At 70.4% G+C, this 19,166-nt stretch carries 15 protein-coding genes and 1 pseudogene; 4 read left to right on the forward strand and 12 right to left on the reverse strand.

The features are described 5' to 3' along the window. Position 1 precedes the first annotated feature (1 nt). The 10 genes and pseudogenes from PSH03_RS04580 to PSH03_RS04625 all read right to left on the reverse strand — a co-directional run bounded on the left by PSH03_RS04580 (position 2) and on the right by PSH03_RS04625 (position 12,899). Complete coding sequence (locus PSH03_RS04580; protein ID WP_238688358.1) at positions 2-2,404, reverse strand: phosphoketolase family protein; 2,403 nt, start codon at positions 2,402-2,404, stop codon at positions 2-4. Between the two features lie 115 nt (positions 2,405-2,519). Continuing rightward, on the reverse strand, positions 2,520-2,996 hold the full coding sequence (locus PSH03_RS04585) for a nitroreductase/quinone reductase family protein (protein ID WP_238688359.1): 477 nt from the start codon (positions 2,994-2,996) through the stop codon (positions 2,520-2,522). After that, positions 2,993-3,946: an Acg family FMN-binding oxidoreductase gene (locus PSH03_RS04590; protein ID WP_210780654.1), complete on the reverse strand. Its 954-nt coding sequence runs from the start codon at positions 3,944-3,946 to the stop codon at positions 2,993-2,995. Before PSH03_RS04590 ends, PSH03_RS04585 begins: the two co-directional genes overlap by 4 nt. Then, entirely contained in the window at positions 3,943-4,512 is a 570-nt protein-coding gene (locus PSH03_RS04595) for an SRPBCC family protein (protein ID WP_210780653.1), read from the reverse strand. Before PSH03_RS04595 ends, PSH03_RS04590 begins: the two co-directional genes overlap by 4 nt. 41 nt (positions 4,513-4,553) lie before the next feature. Continuing rightward, positions 4,554-7,121 (reverse strand): annotated as a pseudogene (gene adhE / locus PSH03_RS04600) (bifunctional acetaldehyde-CoA/alcohol dehydrogenase); the annotation flags it as partial. A gap of 267 nt (positions 7,122-7,388) precedes the next feature. Continuing rightward, positions 7,389-7,553, reverse strand: coding sequence for a universal stress protein (locus PSH03_RS04605; RefSeq protein WP_238688360.1), 165 nt, complete (start codon positions 7,551-7,553; stop codon positions 7,389-7,391). 134 nt (positions 7,554-7,687) lie between these two features. Continuing rightward, positions 7,688-10,159 carry an ABC transporter permease gene (locus tag PSH03_RS04610; protein ID WP_238688361.1) on the reverse strand — a complete coding sequence of 824 codons (2,472 nt, stop codon included), beginning with the start codon at positions 10,157-10,159 and terminating at the stop codon, positions 7,688-7,690. Then, positions 10,156-10,917, reverse strand: coding sequence for an ABC transporter ATP-binding protein (locus PSH03_RS04615; RefSeq protein WP_210780650.1), 762 nt, complete (start codon positions 10,915-10,917; stop codon positions 10,156-10,158). Before PSH03_RS04615 ends, PSH03_RS04610 begins: the two co-directional genes overlap by 4 nt. A 111-nt stretch (positions 10,918-11,028) precedes the next feature. Further along, entirely contained in the window at positions 11,029-11,685 is a 657-nt protein-coding gene (locus PSH03_RS04620) for a response regulator transcription factor (RefSeq protein ID WP_210780649.1), read from the reverse strand. Further along, entirely contained in the window at positions 11,673-12,899 is a 1,227-nt protein-coding gene (locus PSH03_RS04625; protein ID WP_238688362.1) for a sensor histidine kinase, read from the reverse strand. The genes PSH03_RS04620 and PSH03_RS04625 overlap by 13 nt, the downstream gene beginning before the upstream one ends. 168 nt (positions 12,900-13,067) lie before the next feature. Here PSH03_RS04625 and PSH03_RS04630 point away from each other — a divergent pair, with 168 nt between their 5' ends. The 3 genes from PSH03_RS04630 to PSH03_RS32385 all read left to right on the forward strand — a co-directional run bounded on the left by PSH03_RS04630 (position 13,068) and on the right by PSH03_RS32385 (position 14,370). Further along, complete coding sequence (locus tag PSH03_RS04630; protein ID WP_238688363.1) at positions 13,068-13,298, forward strand: hypothetical protein; 231 nt, start codon at positions 13,068-13,070, stop codon at positions 13,296-13,298. Between the two features lie 113 nt (positions 13,299-13,411). Beyond that, positions 13,412-14,233, forward strand: coding sequence for a pyridoxal-phosphate dependent enzyme (locus PSH03_RS04635; protein ID WP_238688364.1), 822 nt, complete (start codon positions 13,412-13,414; stop codon positions 14,231-14,233). A gap of 14 nt (positions 14,234-14,247) precedes the next feature. Next, positions 14,248-14,370 carry a hypothetical protein gene (locus tag PSH03_RS32385; protein ID WP_255750022.1) on the forward strand — a complete coding sequence of 41 codons (123 nt, stop codon included), beginning with the start codon at positions 14,248-14,250 and terminating at the stop codon, positions 14,368-14,370. Positions 14,371-14,566: 196 nt separating this feature from the next. Here PSH03_RS32385 and PSH03_RS04640 read toward each other — a convergent pair whose 3' ends face one another. After that, a complete protein-coding gene (locus tag PSH03_RS04640) occupies positions 14,567-16,069 on the reverse strand; it encodes a serine hydrolase domain-containing protein (protein WP_238688365.1) in 1,503 nt (500 codons plus the stop codon). Positions 16,070-16,375: 306 nt separating this feature from the next. Between PSH03_RS04640 and PSH03_RS04645 the strand changes: the two genes are divergently transcribed. Next, a complete protein-coding gene (locus tag PSH03_RS04645; RefSeq protein WP_210780644.1) occupies positions 16,376-16,582 on the forward strand; it encodes a hypothetical protein in 207 nt (68 codons plus the stop codon). Between the two features lie 140 nt (positions 16,583-16,722). On the opposite strand, the gene PSH03_RS04650 is transcribed toward PSH03_RS04645, so the two are convergent. After that, complete coding sequence (locus PSH03_RS04650; RefSeq protein WP_238688366.1) at positions 16,723-18,699, reverse strand: acyl-CoA dehydrogenase family protein; 1,977 nt, start codon at positions 18,697-18,699, stop codon at positions 16,723-16,725. Positions 18,700-19,166 lie beyond the last annotated feature (467 nt).

Consider the following 19,166-nt stretch of genomic DNA (forward strand, 5'->3'; position numbering starts at 1 on the left):
CTCAGCCGCGTGCCGCCCAGTCGCCGAGCGCCCAGTCGCGCACCTCGGGCATGTCCTCCAGGTGTTCCACCACGTACGTCTCGTGGCGGTCGAGCTGACTCTGGCACCACGCCTTGAGGTCGGCGGCGCCGCGGGGGAGGCGCCTGGCGTTGTTGATGGCGTCCATCACGAGGTGGTACCGCGACGCCCTGTTGCGGACCGTCATGTCGAACGGGGTGGTGGTCGTGCCCTGCTCGATGAAGCCGCGGACGCGGAACCGGTCCGCGTCGGGGCGGCCGTGCACGAGCTGGTGGATCGCGCCGGGGTAGCCGTGGAAGGAGAACACCACGTCGACGGTGTCGGTGAACAGCTCGGTGAACAAGGTCTCGCTCATGCCGTGTGGGTGGTCCTTGGGGCGGACCAGGGTCATCAGGTCGACCACGTTGACCACGCGGACCTTGAAGCCGGGCAACCGGTCGCGCAGGATCTGTGCCGCCGCGACCGTCTCCATGGTGACGACGTCGCCGGCGCAGGCGAGGACGATGTCGGGGTCGCTGGTGCCGTCGTCGGTGCCGGCCCAGTCCCAGACGCCCGCGCCGCGGGCGCAGTGCTCGATCGCCTCGTCCATGGAGAGGTACTGCAACTGCGGCTGCTTGTCGATCACGATCAGGTTGATGTAGGACCGCGACCGGAAGCAGTGGTCGGCCACCGACAGCAGGGTGTTGGCGTCCGGCGGCAGGTAGACCCGGGCGACGTCGCCGCGTTGGGTGAGCACCACCTGGATCAGGCCGGGCCCCTGGTGGGAGAAGCCGTTGTGGTCGTTGCGCCACGCCGTCGAGGTGAGCAGCACGTTGAGGCTGGGCACCTTCTCGCGCCACGGCAGGTTCTTGGCCTCCTGCAACCACTTGCCGTGCTGCACGGTCTGCGACGCGCTGACCATGGCGAACGCCTCGTACGTGGCGAACATGCCGTGCCGGCCGGTCAGGTTGTAGCCCTCCAGCCAGCCGTGGCAGTTGTGCTCGCTGAGCACCTCCATGACCCGGCCGTGGCGGCTGATCGCCACATCCTCTGCCGTCACGCGCTCCATGAAGGCGCGGTCGGAGACCTCGAAGACGGAACCGAGCCGGTTGCTGTTGGTCTCGTCGGGGCAGAACAACCGGAACCGGTCGGCGTTGCGGGCGTAGATGTCTCGCATCATCTCGCCCAGCTTGCGCGTCGACTCGGCCCGCCGCTGCGCGGGCCGGGGCACGTCGACCGCGTAGGCACGGAAGTCCGGCAGGTCCAGATCCCGGGTCAGCACCCCGCCGTTGGCATGCGGGCTGGCGCTCATCCGTAGGTCACCGTCGGGAGCCTGGTCCCGGATCAACGCCACGGGCGCGCCGGCGGAATCGAACAGCTCCTCCGGACGGTACGACTTGAGCCAGCGTTCGAGCAGTGCGAGGTGCTCCGGATTGTCCTTGACGCCGGACAGCGGCACCTGGTGCGACCGCCAGGTCCCGGTGACGGTGATCCCGTCGACGGAGTCCGGCCCGGTCCAGCCCTTCGGTGACCGCAGGATGATCAGCGGCCAGGCCGGGCGGATACCGTCCCAGGAACCGTCGCGGGCGGCGGTCTGGATGTCGCGGATCCTCGTCCAGGCAGTGACGAGGGCGGCGGCGAAGCGGTGGTGCATGCCGGGCAGGTCGGAGCCCTCGACCTCGATGACGTCGTAGCCGTGGCCACGCAGCAGGTTGCGTACCTCCTCGGGATCCTTGCGCCCCAGCACGGTGGGGCCGGAGATCTTGGCGTCGTTGAGGTGCAGGATCGGCAGGACCGCGCCGTCGCGCTCGGGGTTGAGAAAGGACACGCCCTTCCAGGAGCCCTCGAGGGGCCCGGTCTCGGCCTCACCGTCGCCCACCACCGCGATGGCCAGCAGGTCCGGGTTGTCCATGACCGCGCCGAACGCGTGGACCAGGACGTAGCCCAGCTCGCCGCCCTCGTGGATGGAGCCGGGGGTGGTCACCGACACGTGCGACGGGATACCGCCCGGGCTGGAGAACTGCCGGAACAGGCGCAGCATCCCGGCCTCGTCCTGACTGACGTCCGGGTAGATCTCGCTGTAGGTGCCTTCCAGGTAGCCGGCGGCCACCAGTGCCGGGCCGCCGTGACCCGGACCGGCCAGGTAGATCGCCTGCTGACCGGTGTGCCGGATCAGCCGGGAGACGTGTGCGTAGATCAGCGACAGACCGGGGCTGGTTCCCCAGTGACCGAGCAGGCGCGGCTTGATGTGCTCAGCCGACAGGGGCTCGCGCAGCAACGGGTTGCCCTGCAGGTAAATCTGCCCGATGGTGAGGTAGTTGGTCGCCCGCCACCACGCGTCCAGACGGGCGAGTTCGGTGTCGTCGAGCTCGGCGAGCGTACGGGGCTCGGATACGACCGCGGTCACGGCGGCTCCTTTCACAGATCTCGGCTTGTCAGGAGTCACGCTAGGCCCGGCCGACGTCGCCCCCAAGGGCCAGAAGCCGTCCGCCGAGGGACGTTCGGCCCCCAGCTCCGGAACCTCAGGGCACCGCCGGTCCGATCAGGAATACCGGGCACTCCGGCGCGATCGTCATGAACTCAGCGTGTGAGGAATGCCGATCGACCGGGAAGTGCGGGCGGGCGCCCGGTGCCTTGGCGAGATACTCGCGCAGGATCGGCGCTCGTTCCGCCACGTCGACCTCGACCAGCCGGACCGGCTCCCGTCGGCCACGCCGAAGGGTGGCCGCGCCGTCGGCAGCCCGGACGTTGGCCACCCAGTTGGCCCGGCGCCCGAGCATCGAGACCAGGTAGCGCTCCCCGCCATGAATGGTCATCACCAACGGCACGGCCACCGTCCGCCCGCTTCTGTGGCCGACCACTTCCAGGGTCACCCAGCCCGACGGTGCCAGGAATCCGCTGCTGTGCTGGGCAGCGGCGATCCGGTTGAGCACCCGCGCCAGGCGACCGGGGTGTCCTCCCCGGTACATCCGGGCGCGCCATGATCGTCGAATGGTCACTGGTCGCTCCTTCGCAGAACCTCGGACAGCGGCCGGCGCGGTGTCACCGCGGCCTGTGGGCCGTATCCGATCCGAATGATCATCTGCGCCCAACGGCCGGCCGCGGTGTCGGTGAGCAGTTCGCGGATCGCCGGAACCTCGATCGGTTGGCTGATGGGAGTGGTGGCCAGCCTCAGCCGGGTGGCCGCCAGCAGGACGTGCTGAAGGGCCTGACCGGCGCTTACCCAGTCGTGCGGGCCGTCACCGAGCGTCGCGAGCACGGCGATGGTCGGGTGCGCCTCGAAGAACTCACTTGTCCGCCAGGGTTGTGGGTGGACGAGGCCGAAGTCTCGGATCGGCATTCGTTCGAGGGCGTCCCACGGTCCGATGGCGGCGGCTGGGATGCCGTCGTGGCGGCCCGACGAGGGCCTCGTCCAGCGGCTCAGCTCGGCCCGGTAGCGGCCGCTCATGCGCAGCCGGCGCTCAGCCTGGTGCCCGAGCCCCAGGATGGCGTTGCGGGTGACCGGACCGGCGACCGTGAGTGCCACCCCCTGGTCCGCGGCGGCCACGGTCAGCTCCTCGATCGCGTCGGCAGAAACCGCTGAGTCGGCGAACGGCCACCGATTGGTGTGCCGCCGGGCGATCGCTTCGGCCAACGTCGTCACGGTTTCCGGCGGTGGGGCTTCGCCATCGATTAGCACCCGGGCCACCAGATCGGGCGAGTCCGGTTCCGGGAAGAGGACGTACGTCGTGCGCCAACCCTCTGCCCGCAGAGCCAGCCGCAGGGTGAACACTGCCGCACCGACACTGATCAGGAGTTCGCGCCCGGACGCGTCCAGCGCGTCGAGTTGGCGGCTGCGGTCCGCGTACACCCGCACCTCCCGGCCGGTGACCCGGAAGAGCCATGGCTGGCTGTTGTGCAGCGAGGGAGCTAGCGTCGCGGCCGCCACGCACCGGGCGAGCACGTTCATGACGTGCCTTCCGCGCGCTGCTTGATACCCAGCAGCATCCGGCGTTCCATGATCAGACTGCCCGGTTCCATCACCAGGCGGTACGCGATCCGAACCGGTCCCGGACCGCCCACCAGCGCGATCCGGTTGCGGCTGATCAGCCGGGTGCCCGCCCCGTCGGGCCGCAGGTGGAAGGACCACACCCAGGCGCCATCGGCGGACCGGAACACCAGCGTCCGCCCCGGGTCGAGGATCTCGACCCGCATGGCGGGCCCGTTCCTGCCAAGCGGTAGTTCGTCGCCGGTGGCGAGGTGCTGGAACCGTGGCAGGATCTCGTCGGCGCTGTGCATGTCGAGCCCGAACAGGTTCTCGACCCAGTCGTAGGTGTAGGCGCCACCGCGACCGCTGCCCATCTGCACGAGCCAGGGCCAGACCGCCATGGGCGGTGCCTCGATGGTGACTGCCCGGGTGGAGACGATGTCCGGGGCGGCGAGGAACTCGTCGCCGGGCAGCGTGCCCGCCACCTCGCCCGTCGTGGCTCCCCACGTGAGCCACCGCCCGGGTCGTTGGAGCACTGTTCCCTTCATAGCCTCTCCCTTCTGAGCGAAAGCGGCACCTCCCGGTCTACTCAGCCGGCGGTCGCCGATCCGTGGTACGCGGCGCGCATCAGTTCCTGCATGTCGGCGAGCATCGGCATCCGGGGATTGGCCGGCGCGCACTGGTCCTCGTACGCGTTGAGCGCCTGCTGCGGCAACGCCGCGAGGAAGGCACCCTCGTCCACCCCGACGGCCGCGAACGAGGGTTCGATGCCGACCGCGTCGCGCAGCCTCTCGATCGCCGTGGCCAGAGCTTCGACCGCCTCGGCGTCGGTCGCCGCGGGCAGCCCGAGGGTGCGGGCGATGTCGGCGAAGCGTTGCGGCGCCCGGTAGCTCTCGTACTTGGGCCAGCCGGTGAGCTTGCTCGGCACGGCCCCGTTGTAGCGGATGACGTGCGGGAGCAGGATCGCGTTGGTGCGTCCGTGTGCGACGTGGAAGGTGGCGCCCAGGGTGTGCGACATGGCATGCACGATGCCGAGGAAGGCGCTGCCGAACGCCATGCCGGCGATCGTTCCGGCGTTGTGCATCTTCTCGCGGGCCCGCGGGTCTGCCGCGCCGTGGTGCACGGCCCGGGCCAGGTTGCCGAAGATGAGCCGGATGGCGTGCAGGGCCAGCCCGTCGGTGAAGTCGCTGGCGTAGACCGACACATACGACTCGATCGCGTGGGTGAGCGCGTCGAAGCCGCTGTCCGCGGTGACCACCGCCGGCAGGTCGGCGGCCAGCACCGGGTCGACGATCGCCACACTCGGCGTGAGAGCGTAGTCGGCGAGCGGGTACTTCTTGCCCGACGCGGTGTCGGTGATGACGGCGAACGGGGTGACCTCAGCCCCGGTGCCGGAGGTGGTCGGGACGCAGACGAGTTGGGCCAGCGTGCCGAGGGTGGGGAACTTGAAGGCGCGTTTGCGGATGTCGAAGAACTTCTCCCGCAGATCGGCGAAGACCACCTCGGGGTGCTCGTAGCGCAGCCACATCACCTTGGCGGCATCCATCGCCGAGCCCCCGCCGAGCGCGATGATGGTGTCCGGCCGAAACGAGCGCATCAACTCGGCGCCGCGGTCGACAGTGCGCACGCTGGGCTCCGGCTCCACGTCGTCGATGATCTGCAGAGCCACCTGCTCGCGGCGGCGGTGCAGCACGGACAGCACGCGGTCCACGTACCCCAGCTTGGTCATCGTGTGGTCGGTGACCACCGTGACCCGGTGTACGTCGGGCATGTCGGCGAGGTAACGGATCGCGTTCGGCTCGAAGTAGATCTTCGGCGGAACCTTGAACCACTGCAGATTGTTCGTACGCCGGGCAACCCGCTTGATGTTGATCAGGTCGACCGCGGTGACGTTGTGCGACACCGAATTGTGGCCGTAGCTGCCGCAGCCCAGCGTCAGCGACGGCAGGAAGGCGTTGTACATGTCGCCGATGCCGCCCTGCGAGGCCGGTGCGTTCCAGATGATCCGGACGGCCTTGATCCGACGGCCGTACGCCTCGGCCAGTTCCGCGTCCTGCGTGTGGATGACGGCGCTGTGGCCCAGACCGTCAAACTCGACCATCTGCTCGGCGTACGCGAAGGCCTGGTCGTGACCGGTCGCCGACAGCAGGGCGAGCACCGGGCAGAGCTTCTCCCGGGTCAGCGGCTCGGCCGGGCCGACCCGGTCGACCGGGGCCAGGATGATCGAGGTGTCCGGGGCGACCGCGAAACCGGCGTGTTCGGCGATCCAGGTCGCTGACTGCCCGACCACGTCCGGGTTGAGTCTTCCGGAGCCGAAAAGCAGCGCCTCCAGCAGCGTCTTCTCCTGTGGCGTCGCGACGTGGGCGTGCAGTCGCCGGAACTCGGCGAGAGCGACGGACTGGATCGCGTCGTCGATGATGACGGCCTGCTCGGAGGCGCAGATCATGCCGTTGTCGAACGACTTGGACAGCACCACGTCGTTGACAGCGCGGGCCACGTCGGCCGAAGCCTCCAGGTACGCCGGGACATTGCCGGCGCCGACGCCGAGCGCCGGTTTGCCGGTGGAATAGGCGGCTCGGACCATGGTGTTGCCGCCGGTCGCCAGGACCACCGAGACACCGGGATGCTGCATCAACTCGTTCGTCGCGGCCACCGACGGCGCCTCGATCCACTGGACGCAGTGCTCCGGCGCGCCGGCGGCGACGGCGGCGTCACGGACCGTTCGGGCGGCCTCCTGGCTGCAGCGTTGCGCCGCCGGATGGAAGGCGAAGATCACCGGGTTGCGGGTCTTGAGGGCCAGCAGAGCCTTGAAGATGGTGGTCGAGGTCGGGTTGGTCACCGGCGTCACCGCGGCCACCACCCCGACCGGCTCGGCGATCTGAGTGACCCCCGCGATGTCGTCCCGGGCGATCACCCCGACGGTGCGGATGTCGGCCATGTGGTTGGTGACGTGCTCGCAGGCGAAGATGTTTTTCGCCGCCTTGTCCTCGAACACGCCGCGGCCGGTCTCCTCGACCGCCAGCATCGCGAGTGCGGCGTGCCGGCTGAGCGCGGCCACCGACGCCTTCTTCACGATCTCGTCGACCTGTTTCTGGTCGTAGGAGTCGTAGTCGGCCAACGCCTTGAGACCGTTCTCAACCAAGGTCTCGATCATGCTTCTGCCCTCCGTTGGTCCTTCCTCTCGAACGTAGGTCTCCGTCGATCGATATCGGCACGGCCGATGGGCCCGCTAGGACGGGACCACCGGCCCGCCCGTACCGGGCGGCCGTCCGTCTGGTTCGCACCGTGGGCGATCGCATCCGTTGTCAACGGCCTCTGCCGTATCGGCCGCAACTCTCTGCGGCGGCTGTTGGATCGGACCTGAGTTCGGAGACGGCTGGACCGCCCCGGCCGGCCGGGGCGGTCCAGCGTTCAGAACCAGAGCTCAGGCCTGCGGGATTTCCCGGACCACCGCCACCGTGCACGGCGACCGGTGCAGCAGGTGCTGGCTGACCGAGCCCAGCAGCACGAACTGGCGAACCCGCAGTGCCTGCGGCTGCCGAGCGCCCCCAGTGCGGCGTTCGCGGCGATCTCGAACGTCCGGCTGCATGCCCTGCTGTCGGGTTCCGCGATGATCTTCGTGGCCCCCATGGCCGGCGGCCGGGTTCCGTGTCGCGTCTGCGGTGGTGCCACCGCGCTTGTCGGCGATGCCGTCAGCGGTTGCCGATATTCGAGCCGCGACGCCTACTCCTTCACACCGATGTTGTCGATCGGCGGAGCGCTGAGCAGGCGTCGGACGGGCCACACGGTGGTTGCCAACGCCAGCAGTGTCGTGCCGCCGAGCACCGCCACCCAACCGAGCGGCGGGACGTACGGGACCGGGCTGCCGGTCAGTCCGTTGACGATCGCGCTCAGAGTCAGCGCCGCGATCGTCGCGCCGATCAGCACCGCGGTGCCGAGCAGCCCGGCCTGTTCGGCCTGGACCATCCGCCGAATCTGACGGCGGGTGACCCCGACCAGTTGCAGCAACGCCAACTCGCGGCGGCGGGCCAGCGCGGCCAGCACCATCGTGGTCGCCGCCGCCAGCGCCGCGTACCCCACCATCACGCCGATCAGCAGCCGGTTCAACCAGGCGCCGAACGCCAGATCGGCGCTGATCAGACGCGTACGGGTAGCGGCGTCGAGAACCTGGGTGCCCGGGTGCCCCGCCGACCACCGGGCCAACGCGGTGTCGGCCTCCGGGCCGGCGCTGACCAGGACCTCGTCGTCGGTACCCCCGGCCGTGTGCCCGGCGACCGTCTCGGCGGCCAGCGTGACGTCGCCGAAGCCGAGGCCCCGGCCGTAGATCGCGATGACGTCCAACGTGACCGGGGTGCCGTCGCCCAGCCAGAGTTCCACCTGGTCGCCGACGTCCCAGCCGGAAGTGGACGCCTGCATCGCAGACAGGGCGACAGTGCCCGCGCGCAGGTCGGCCAGGTTGCCCTCGCGCACGGCGAGGTCCATCGTCGACGTGATGCCCGCCGGGTCGACCGACTGCGCGCTGACCGGCTCGATTCCGCCGAGCGCCCGCACCACCACCTGCGTACGGTGCACACCGGTGGCCGCCCGCACCCCGGCCAACTCGCGGATCTCCCGGACCGCGTCCTTCGGCAGCCCACCCGGAGCGACAAGCACCCGCTCGGCGAGGGTTCCCGCGCTGCTCTGCGTGGTGGTCTGCCGTTCCAGGTTGGTCTGCAGGAACCAGACCGAGCCGCCGAACCCCACTGACAGTACGAGGGCGGTCAGGACGGTCGCCATGCCCTGCGCGTTGGCCCGCAGATTGGCCGCGGCCAGGTAGCCGCTGACCCGCCACATCCGCGGCAACAACGGTGTGAGCAGGCGTGCCGCGTACGCGTTGATCCTCGGTGCGAGCAGCGCCACCGCGATGACGAACAGGTACAGCATGCCGACCGCGCCGGCCAGTGCCCCGGTCGACCCGGCGGCACCGAGCGTGAACGCCCCGGAGGTGCCGGCCGCCGCCAGCGTCAGCACGCCGGCGATCAGCCGCACCCGGCCGCTGCGCCGAGGCTCGACAGCGATCTCGCCGAGCGCCTCGATCGGCTTGATCCCGGTGACCCGGCGTGCCGCGACCAACGCGGCGAGCACCGCCACGAGGACCGCCACGAGGGCCGCGGCCGGCACCGCGAACAGGCCGCCGGCCATCGGGAAGCTGGCCGGCACGAACCCCCGTCCGACCAGCTCGCCGTGCACCCAACGGGCCGCCAGCAGTCCGGCCGGGCCGCCGATCGCAGAGCCGAGCAGGGCCAGAAGCGCGGCCTCGGCGACCAGCATGCGACGCACCTGCCCCGGCGTGGCCGCGACCGCGCGTAGTAACGCCAGGTCACGTCGACGGTGCCGGACGGACAGCCCGATGGTGCCGGCCACCACGAAGACGATCAGCAGGACGACGTACCCCCCGAAAACCGATCCGACCTCGATCAGCAACGTCTGGGCGGCCTGGTCCTCCGACTGCTCGACGTTCCCACGGTCCTTCCCGGCGTACGTCGTGGCGCCGGCCGCCGACGCGATCTCGCGTACCGCGCCGAGGTCGGCGCCGGGCACCATCCGCACGCCGATCGCATCAACCCGGCCCGGGTGGGCGGACAACCGGGCGGCCTGCGCGTCGGTGAAGAACACCGCCGCCGAACCGGTCTCGGCGGTTCCGCTCACCCGGTACGACCGGCTGACCCCGCCGACGACCAGGTCGATGCGGTTGCCGGGTGCCACGCCGAGAAGGGTGTCGACAAGCACCTCGTCGTCGGCTCGTGGCGCGGCACCCGCGCCGATGGGACGACCGGTGAAGGCGTACGTGTCCCAGCCGTGTCCCACGGCAGCGGGTGAGCCGATCAGCACCCGTTCGTCGCCGGTGACGGCCTCGACGCCCGGCACCTGGCGGATCTGGTCCACCAGGGCCGCGTCCACAGTGCCGCCCTCGGGCAGCGTGACGGTGCTCGTGGTGGTGTCGCCGCCGAACTCTTTGAACGTGTGGCTCACCGTGCGGTTGGCGACGACCGCGTCGGCCGTTGCCCAGAGTCGTGGCTCCGTACGGAAACGCAGCCCGGACTCGACGAGCGTGCCCATCGATACCAGGATCAGCACGCCGGCGATCAGGGCCAGCAGGGTCGCGGCGGCGGGGCCGGCGCGGTGTCGCAGCAGGCGGGCGGCGAGGCCGATCATCGGAGGACCCGCCGATCCAGCGATGCCAGGTGCTCGGCGATACCGGCGGCTCCGAGCTGCGGCAGGTCGGCGACGATCGCACCGTCGGCCAACACGAGCACGCGGTCCGCGTACGACGCGGCGATCGGATCGTGGGTCACCATCACCACTGTCAGCCCGTGTTCGTCCACGACCGCGCGAAGCAGCGTCAGCACCTCCGCCGCGGTCCGCGAGTCGAGGGCGCCGGTGGGCTCGTCTGAGAAGATCACCTCGGGGCGGGTGGCCAGCGCCCGGGCGATCGCCACCCGCTGCTGCTGGCCGCCGGAGAGCGCGGCCGGCCGGTGGTGCAGTCGCTCGGTGAGGCCGACCCGCTCGACCACCTGGGTCAGCCAGGCCCGGTCCGGACGGACGCCGGCCAGGCGTAGGGGCAGCACGATGTTCTCCTCGACGGTGAGCGCGCCGATCAGGTTGAATGCCTGGAAGACGAACCCGATCCGGGTACGACGCAGCTCGGTCAGGCGGGTCTCGGACAGCCCGGACAGGTCGGTGCCTCCGATGACCACCCGACCGGAGGTGGGCCGGTCGAGCCCGGCGGCGGTCTGCAGCAGCGTGCTCTTGCCGGAGCCCGAGGGCCCCATCACCGCGGTGAAGGTGCCCCGGTCGAAGCCGACATCGATGCCCGCAAGCGCAGTCACCTGGTTACGGCCGGCGTCGTACACGCGGGTGAGTTGTTCGACCCGTACCGCCGGTTCGATGGTCTGTCCCGGATAATCCGGCATTCTGGTGGCCTCTCTCCGTGTCATCGGCAAGAACTGCGCGCACCAGAAACGCTATTGACGTGCGAGAACGGCGACCATCCCGCGGGCTGCCAGGGCCAGGTACAGCAGGCGCTACCTCCGATCACCGTTCAGGTAGCGCAGCACCGCGGTGACCCGGCGGTCGGCATGGTCGTCCGGTGGAAGCTGAAGCTTCGAGAAGATGCTGCGGATGTGCTTGTGCACCGCGCCGTCGGTGACGAACAGTCGCCCGGCGATCGCGCTGTTGCCAAGCCCTTCGGCCATCAACCCCAGCACCTCACGCTCACGCGGCGACAGCTCGCCCAGCGCCGTGTCCGTCCGGCGGTTGCGGGCGAGCAACTGCGCCACCACCTCCGGGTCGATCACGCTGCCGCCGTCCGCGACGCGGTGCAGCGCGGCGAGGAACTCCTCGACCCGGCCCACCCGCTCCTTCAACAGATAACCGAGCCCGACGGCGCCGACCGAGAACAGGTCGGTGGCGAAAGCCTGCTCCACATACGCCGACAGGACCAGCACCGCGAGGCCGGGGCGGCGCCGCCGGGCCTCCACCGCAGCCACGATGCCCTCGTCGGTGTGGGTCGGTGGCATCCGTACGTCCACGATCGCGACGTCCGGCGCGTGTTCGTCGACGGCGACCAGGAACTCGCCCGGAGTACCGGCCGTGGCGACCACGTCCAGATCCTCCGCCCGCAGCAGCAGAGCCAGCCCTTCACGCAGCAGCGGGTCGTCCTCGGCGATCACGATCCGCATGGCAGCTCCACGTCCATTCTCGTCGGCCCGCCCGGCGGGCTCGTCAGTGTCATCAGGCCGTCGTACGCCTCGACCCGCCGGCGGATACCGGTCAGCCCTGAGCCACGTGTCTCGTCCGCGTCGCCGTGTCCGTCGTCCTCAATGCACACCAGCAGCCGGCCGCGTTCGCGGCGCACGGCCACGTCCACCTGGCTCGCACCGCTGTGCCGGACGACGTTGGTCAGCGCCTCGGCCACCACGAAGTACGCGGTGGCCTCGACCGAGGCCGCGCACCGCACGGCCACGTCCACCTCAAGTCGGCAGGGCACCACGCAACTGCCGGCCAGACCCGCCAGAGCGCCGGCGAGACCCCGGTTGTCCAGCACGGGTGGCAGGATCCCGCGCACCACCGTACGAAGCTCGCCGAGTGCCTGTTCCGCAGCGTCCTGCGCCTGCCCGAGGATCTCGTCGGCGCGGTCCGGGTTGCGGCGCGCTGCCCGCCGCGCGGCACCCAGCAACACGTTGACCGCGACCAACCGGTTCTGGGTGCCGTCGTGCAACGAACGCTCGATCCGGCGCAGCTCGACCGCGTGGGCGTCCAGCGCCGCAGCGCGGGTGGCGGTCAGCTCGGCCACCCGCAGCGACAGGTCGACACCCGGCGGCGGAGGCAGCAGCAACCGGCCCGGCCACGCCTGGAGACGGGCCAGGACCGGGCTGAACCAGATCGCGGCGGCCAGCCAGCCCACCCCGAACAACCCGACCGCGAGTGCCTCGGACAACCCGTCGATGCGCCACCAGACGATCCCCGGCGCGCCCGCGTCGGCAGGGAGCAGCTCGTACCACAGCGGGAACGTGACGTACTGCACGGCAGACAGTGGCAGCGCGAGGCCGACCAGCCCGGTCACCAGGCCGATGAGCGAGTACAGCGCGACCCAGCCGAGCTCCCGGCGCACGAAGGGATCACGCGTCGCCGTCCGCAACCCGGCCGGCACCGGCCCCGGCGTGGGGATCGACTCACCCCAGCGGGACAGCCGGGCCCGCTCGCGGTCGGCCACCGAGCGCACCGCCCGCAGAGCACCGGGCGCCGCCAGCAGCCCCACCCCGCCCACGCAGGTCACCGCCACGATCGCCGCCCAGAGCAGCGCGCCCAGCGCCAGCGCGGCGGTGCCCAGCCCTCCGGCGAGGTGCTCCAGGGCGTCGATCGAGGCGCGAACCCGGCCCCGCACGTACGTCATCGACCCACCTCCCTCGCCAACATAGGCCACCGCGGAACCCGCACGGCAACGCCCTGCGCGGAAGGTACAGCCTGCTGTACCACTGTCGTCGAGCTGACGGGATCGTCCCCGCCGCGCCGCCTGCCTAGCGTCGACGGCGTCGAGGAACGTTCGCCTAAGGGGGTAGTCATGACCGATCCGTACCGCATCGCCGAGGCCCCGGTCGCCGGACCGAAGAAGCCGGGCGGCCTGCTACGCCCGCTGCTGTGGCTGGTGCTCTTCGTCAGCGCGGCGGCCAACGTGGTGCTGTCGACCGCGACGGACAACCAGTGGATCAGCTCGGCGTTCGGCCTGGTGGCGGTGCTCTGCGCGGTCGCGCTGACCGTCCACCACCGCCGCAACCGCGCGCGAGAGTCGTAGGGACGCAGACCTCGCCCTCCCGTCGCGCTCGATCACCCTCGCCACTCCGCCCGCCCGGGTCGGCGATGTGGCTCAGGTCCTGGTTGGGTCGATCATGCGACTCCTCCTGCCCGGTGCAACCACGACCCCGCTCCTGCGTCGTCGAGTTCGTCATCGCCACCTGCGGCAACTACGGACGCGCGATGGCGATGGCCTGCGGCGCCATCGGCATGCCCTGCACCGTCGTGCTGCCCACCGGCTGGAGCGACGGCGGCACCTTCATGCGCGCAGCCGGCGCGAACGTGCATTTGATCGACGGCAGCTACGAGGACGCCGTCGACGAGTCCAGGCGACTGGCAACCCTCGACGGCGCCATCGACGGCAACGTCGACGGACCCTACGTCGACGCGGTGTTCACCGGCCACGGCACCGTCGCCCACGCCCTGCACGCCGAGCTGGACGAACCGCCGGCGGCGCTGTGGATCCCGGTGGGCAACGGCACCACCGTCATCGCCGTACACAAGGCGCTGAGTCAGCTCGGGTGGGACGTGCCGCTGCACGGCGTCGGCTCGGCTGGCAACAACCCGCTGGTGACGAGCTGGCCGGGACCGTACCGGATGCTCGACCCGGACGGCGTCACCACGACCGACCACAACCAGCCGCTGGTCAACTGGCACGCGCTACAGGGCCCCGAGGCCCTCGACGCGATCAGAGCCAGCGGCGGTGCCGTGCACGCGGCCACCGACGACGAACTGCTGACCGCGCGGCACCTGCTCGCCGAGTACGGAGCCCAGCCCACCGCCGCGCCCGCGTCCCTCCCTACCCCCGCGCCCACCCTGCTGTTCGCCCGCGCCCGCACCACCGGCGCCGACGAGCGCGTCTTCCTCTGCAAGCTCGGTGTCCTGGCCCTGATCACCGGAGCCGGGCCACCTTCGCCCTGCGTCCGGAGCCGGTAGCGGTCGTCGCAGGCGTGCTGCTGCTAGCCGCCATGTACACCCACGCGGTCGAGCTTCAACACCAGGTACTGCACCACCCCGCCTTCTACCGCACGCTGTGGCAGGCGCTGCGCGCCCCGAAGCAGCACCCCGAGTAACCGCGAGAGGACAGCTGATCGCTTACTCCGTGGGAGGCTTGACGACGCCAGCACAGCGCGGTTCTTCCGGATGTACGTGAATTGACGCGCTCCCGTGTCCGGCACCAGGCGACGGGTGGATGTACGCGTGGGCGTGGCAGGACCGGGCCCCCGGTCGGTTGCGTGCGAGTGGTCAGGCCTTGCCGCGTTCGTGAGGTCAGCCGGCCTGCCAGCCGGCAGGGTTGATGCCGCCGGGCACTGGCGCCGCACTGTCGTAGGGCTGCCGGGTGAAGATGAAGGTGCCAAGATCGAGGTGACTGACGGCGCCAGCCGCGTCGCGGTGCACCCGCAGCCGTTCGCCGGCGAAGTAGCCGTTGATCCCCTCCCAGCCACCGTCGCCGGTGGGGCGCAGCCGCGTGCCGCGCCCGCCGGACAGCGGTGTCAGCTCCAGGAAGCCATCAGCCTGCGGGCGCAGCGCATAAGGGGCCGGCCCCCAATACCACGGGCCGGCGAGATCCAGCAGCTGTGGGTCAACCGAGGGCAGCGGTCGCCACGGCGCAGGGATCCGCGGCTCCCGCTCGGCGACCGTCTGCAGTAGATCAGCGGCGAGAGTACCGGCGGACAGGCCAGCGGTCACGTTACCCATCACGACCGCGCCCAGAGCGTCATCGGGGCTGACCCACACGGTCGCGACGAAGCCCGGCATCGAGCCGGTGTGCCCGGACAACAGTCGGCCGTCGCGGCGCAGCAACTGCATGCCGAGCCCGTAGCCGCTGTCAAAGTCCGTCGCCTCCGGCGGGCTCGCCGGGTTGCGCATCTGGGCGACGGTGTCGGGATGGAGCACCCGGTCGTCGCCGTCGATGAGGAACGCGGCGAACCTGGCCAGGTCCGTTGCGGTCGACCACAGCTGCCCGGCAGGCGCCATCAGACCGGTGTCCACGGCGGGCTCCGCGAGGAGCACATCGGCCCAGGGATGCACTGCCCAGCCGGTGGCATGCGGCGCGACCGGCAGCAGGGTGGTGCGGGTCATCGCGAGCGGGTCCAGCACCTCGCGCCGTAGCACCTCGCCCCACGCCTGACCCCGAACCCGTTGCACCAGTGCGCCGAGCAGCGCATAGCCGGGGTTGGAGTAGTGGTGGCGCTGTCCGGCCGGATGCACCTGCGGATCGTCGCCCAGCACGTCGGCCAGGTCGGGCCGCAGCGTGCCCGGGGTTCGTTCCCACCATGGGCCGGGCGCCTCGGCGATCAGCCCGGCGGTGTGCGCCAGCAGCGCACCGACCGTGGCATGGCCCACCGCCGTGCCGGGCAGGTGCTCGGCCAGCGGGTCGGTAAGCGCGAGTCGCCCCTCGTCGCGCAGGCGCAGCACCAGCACCGCCAGGAAAGTCTTGGTGATCGAGCCGATCCGGTATTGGAGGTTGCCATCCGGCACCCTGCCGTCCACCGTTCCCCACCCGCCCATCCACACAGGACCACCGTCACGCACCACGGCAGCGACGACCGAAGGCGCCCTACCCGCTACCTGACCAGTGGCCAGCCGGTGGACCAGCGCACGCCGGGTTTCGGGTAGCAGTTGCGTCGGGATCGGTGACATGCGGGCAAATCTACCGGGCGGCCTGCACTGCCCCGTAACGATCTGAAGCGTCTGGATCTGCCGCTGATAAGGCGTGGCGTCCGTGAGGGCAGTCAATGATGGCCGGGGCCGTGGGAGCAGGTCGGGCACGCCGGGCGTCGGCGTGAACCGAGGCCGCTGGGACCAGCAGCCACGATCCGTTTCCCAACGATGTGCAGCACCGTCCATCCCAACCCGGCGGCAGCAGCCCGGTCACGAGCCGGGGGTCGGGGAAGCAGATGGGGAGCAACAGGCGAAGAGGTCACCGCGCCCGAAGGGCTCACCGATGCCGTACAGCGCGGCATGTCGGGCCGTCGAGAGACCCTCCGGCAATCGCGCTCATCCGGCTCCGTCGGTTGCGCGCCGGGAGGCCTGGACGTGTACGACCCCGCGCTGGCTCCGTGGCGCGGCACTAGAATGATCGGCCGGTGGGGGTTCCGGCGAGGGCTGGAGCTCGACCGGGCGACGCATGAGGACCTGCTGGCCGACCCGGAGGCACGCCCGGCTGGGACGTCGTCGGGTGAGGTTTGGCTGTTGGCGGTCTCCGTGGTGCTGGCCCTGCTGGGGGTGGCGGCGGTGGGCTACCTCGTTCCCACAACGCCACAGGAATTCGTCGGGGCGTAGCGCAGGTCCGGCGTCACCACCACCCGGCAGCGGCCCACCACCAGCCCTCCACCCGGCGGATCACCCAGCACGTCGATCGCAGTGGACGTCACCTCACCGCAGGGAAGTCATCTGGCCCTGAAGACTCCCGAGCCTTCCGCCTACGCTGGTACTACCCGTCGATCACCGGCGTCATGAGCGGCCATCGTGTCCTGCCGGCCGGGTTCCTCGGTCAGAATCGCGCAGTGCAGCCAGGCGTCCGGGATGGCGAAACCGTCCACGAGCGTTCGTAGGTGCGGGCGTAGCTCCTTGAGCAGTGCATTGACCACGCCCGTGATGGACTTGGCCCGCGCCGGCGTCAGCCGGCCGTGCTCCAGGAACCAGCCCTTGTTCGCCTCGATGACGCTGAGCGCGTACAGGTCACAGACCCGGGAGAGCAGCGCCCGGACCGCCGGATCGGCGGTGTCTTCGATGCCGGCGACGAACGCCTCCAGGGTGATCCGGTCGATGTGCGCGGCGGCGACGGTCAGGACATGGTCCTGGACGTCGTTGAAGATGTCGAAGGGGCGGTCCTTCTTGGTGGCCGCGCCGTTGCGCAGGCGGCGGACCGCGCCGTCGAGGAGGTGCCTCTCGCGGTCCTCGAAAACCGTCAGCTGCCAGCCTCGGTCGGTGACGGCGACTTCGTCGTCGCGACCGGGTACGGCGCTGATCAGCCGCTCGATGAGCGACCGCGCGGCGGTGCGTTCGAGCACCATCTCGCGGACCTGCTCGGCGACGAACGAGGCACGCCCCCAGCCGTCCAGCGAGCCGAACTCGTCCCGGTAGCCGGTGAGCAGTCCCTTGGCCACCAGCTGCAACAGCACCGTGTTGTCGCCCTCGAACGTGGTGAAGACGTCGGTGTCGGCCTTGAGGCTGGGTAGCCGGTTCTCGGCCAGGTAGCCGGCACCGCCGCACGCCTCACGGCACATCTGGATGGTGCGGGTCGCATGCCAGGTCTGCGCGGCCTTGAGACCGGCGGCCCGGGACTCCAACTCCCGCTGCTGGTGTTCGTCGACCGGCCCGTCGCCGCCCTGCACCTCACTGAGCGCGGCGACCAGTTCGGTCTGGGCGAAGTGCAGCGCGTACGTGGTGGCCAGGGCGGGCAGCAGCTTGCGCTGGTGGGCCAGGTAGTCGTTGAGCAGCACCTCCCGGCCGGCGTCGGGGGTGCCGAACTGGCGGCGGATGTCGCCGTAGCGCACCGCGATCGTCAGCGCCGACTTGGTGGCCGCCGACGCGGCGCCGCCGACGCTCACCCGGCCGCGGACCAGGGTGCCGAGCATGGTGAAGAAGCGTCGGGAGTCGTTCTCGATCGGGCTGGAGTACGTCCCGTCCGGTGCGACCTGACCGTAGCGGTCCAGCAGCATGTCCCTCGGCACCTGTACGTGGTCGAAGGTGAGCCGCCCGTTGTCCACGCCGAGCAGGCCGGCCTTGGGCCCGGCGTCGCCGATGCGCACGCCAGGCAGGGGGTTGCCCTGCGCGTCGCGGATCGGCACCAACCACGCGTGTACGCCGTGCCGGCGGCCGTTCGTGATCAGCTGCGCGAAGACCACCGCCATCCGCCCGTCCCGGGCGGCGTTGCCGATGTAGTCCTTGCGGGCCGCCTCGTGCGGGGTGTGCAGGTCGAAGGTCTGCGTCTGCGGGTCGTACGTGCAGGTGGTGCGCAGCTGCTGGACGTCGGAGCCGTGCCCGGTCTCGGTCATGGCGAAGCAGCCGAAGATGGTGCCGGAGACGATGTCCCGGAGGTACGCGTCGTGGTGGCGGCGGGTGCCGAGGGCCGCGACCGCGCCGCCGAACAGGCCCCACTGCACTCCGGCCTTGACCATCAGTGACAGGTCGACCTGCGCCAGCATCTCGCTGGCGATGATCGAGCCGCCGACGTCGGAGCTGCCGCCGTACTCGGTGGGGAAGGCCGACGCCATACCCAGCTCGGCGGGGAGTTCGGTGAGCAACCGGGTGATCCGCTCCCGTGCCTGGTCACCGGTCTCGCCGTACACCGGGAGGAAGCGCTCGTCGAGGTGCTCCCGGTGCGCATTGCGCACCTTGGCCCACGGTCCGTCGAGCACGTCCCGCAGGCGAGCGAGGTCGATCTGATCGAGCATGGTTCCCCCCTCAGCTGACCGGCAATGGTGTCGGCAGTGCCCAACCAAGAATACCGACGCTTCGGTGAGTCGCTGAGGGAGACCGTGGTGAGAGGGCGCACCGATCACGTGACCCCACGCCTGCCTGATCGCTTGTCTCGACGATTTTGGGTGTCGGCTGAATGGGGACGGTGTCCCCGAACCGGGCCGCAATCGGAAGCTGCGGCACTGCACCGCAGATGAGATTACGCGATCGAGCCACGATGGAATATGACAGTTGTATGACAGTTCTCTATCAACCCCAACACATTCTGGAACTGCTCCCCGGTCGGCGTCGACTCGCTGGTGGGAGGCGTTCCAGCGGGACGATCGGCGCAGGCTGCATCAATCCTGCCTGGTCTGACCGATGTGGGCGATGGGTTGCGCAACATCCGCCGGACGGCCAGTCTGGCACCGGTACTCGCGAATTTTTGTGTGCATATCCACAA

This window comes from Micromonospora salmantinae, from assembly GCF_022230905.1.
In the GTDB taxonomy this organism is placed as follows: domain Bacteria; phylum Actinomycetota; class Actinomycetes; order Mycobacteriales; family Micromonosporaceae; genus Micromonospora; species Micromonospora salmantinae.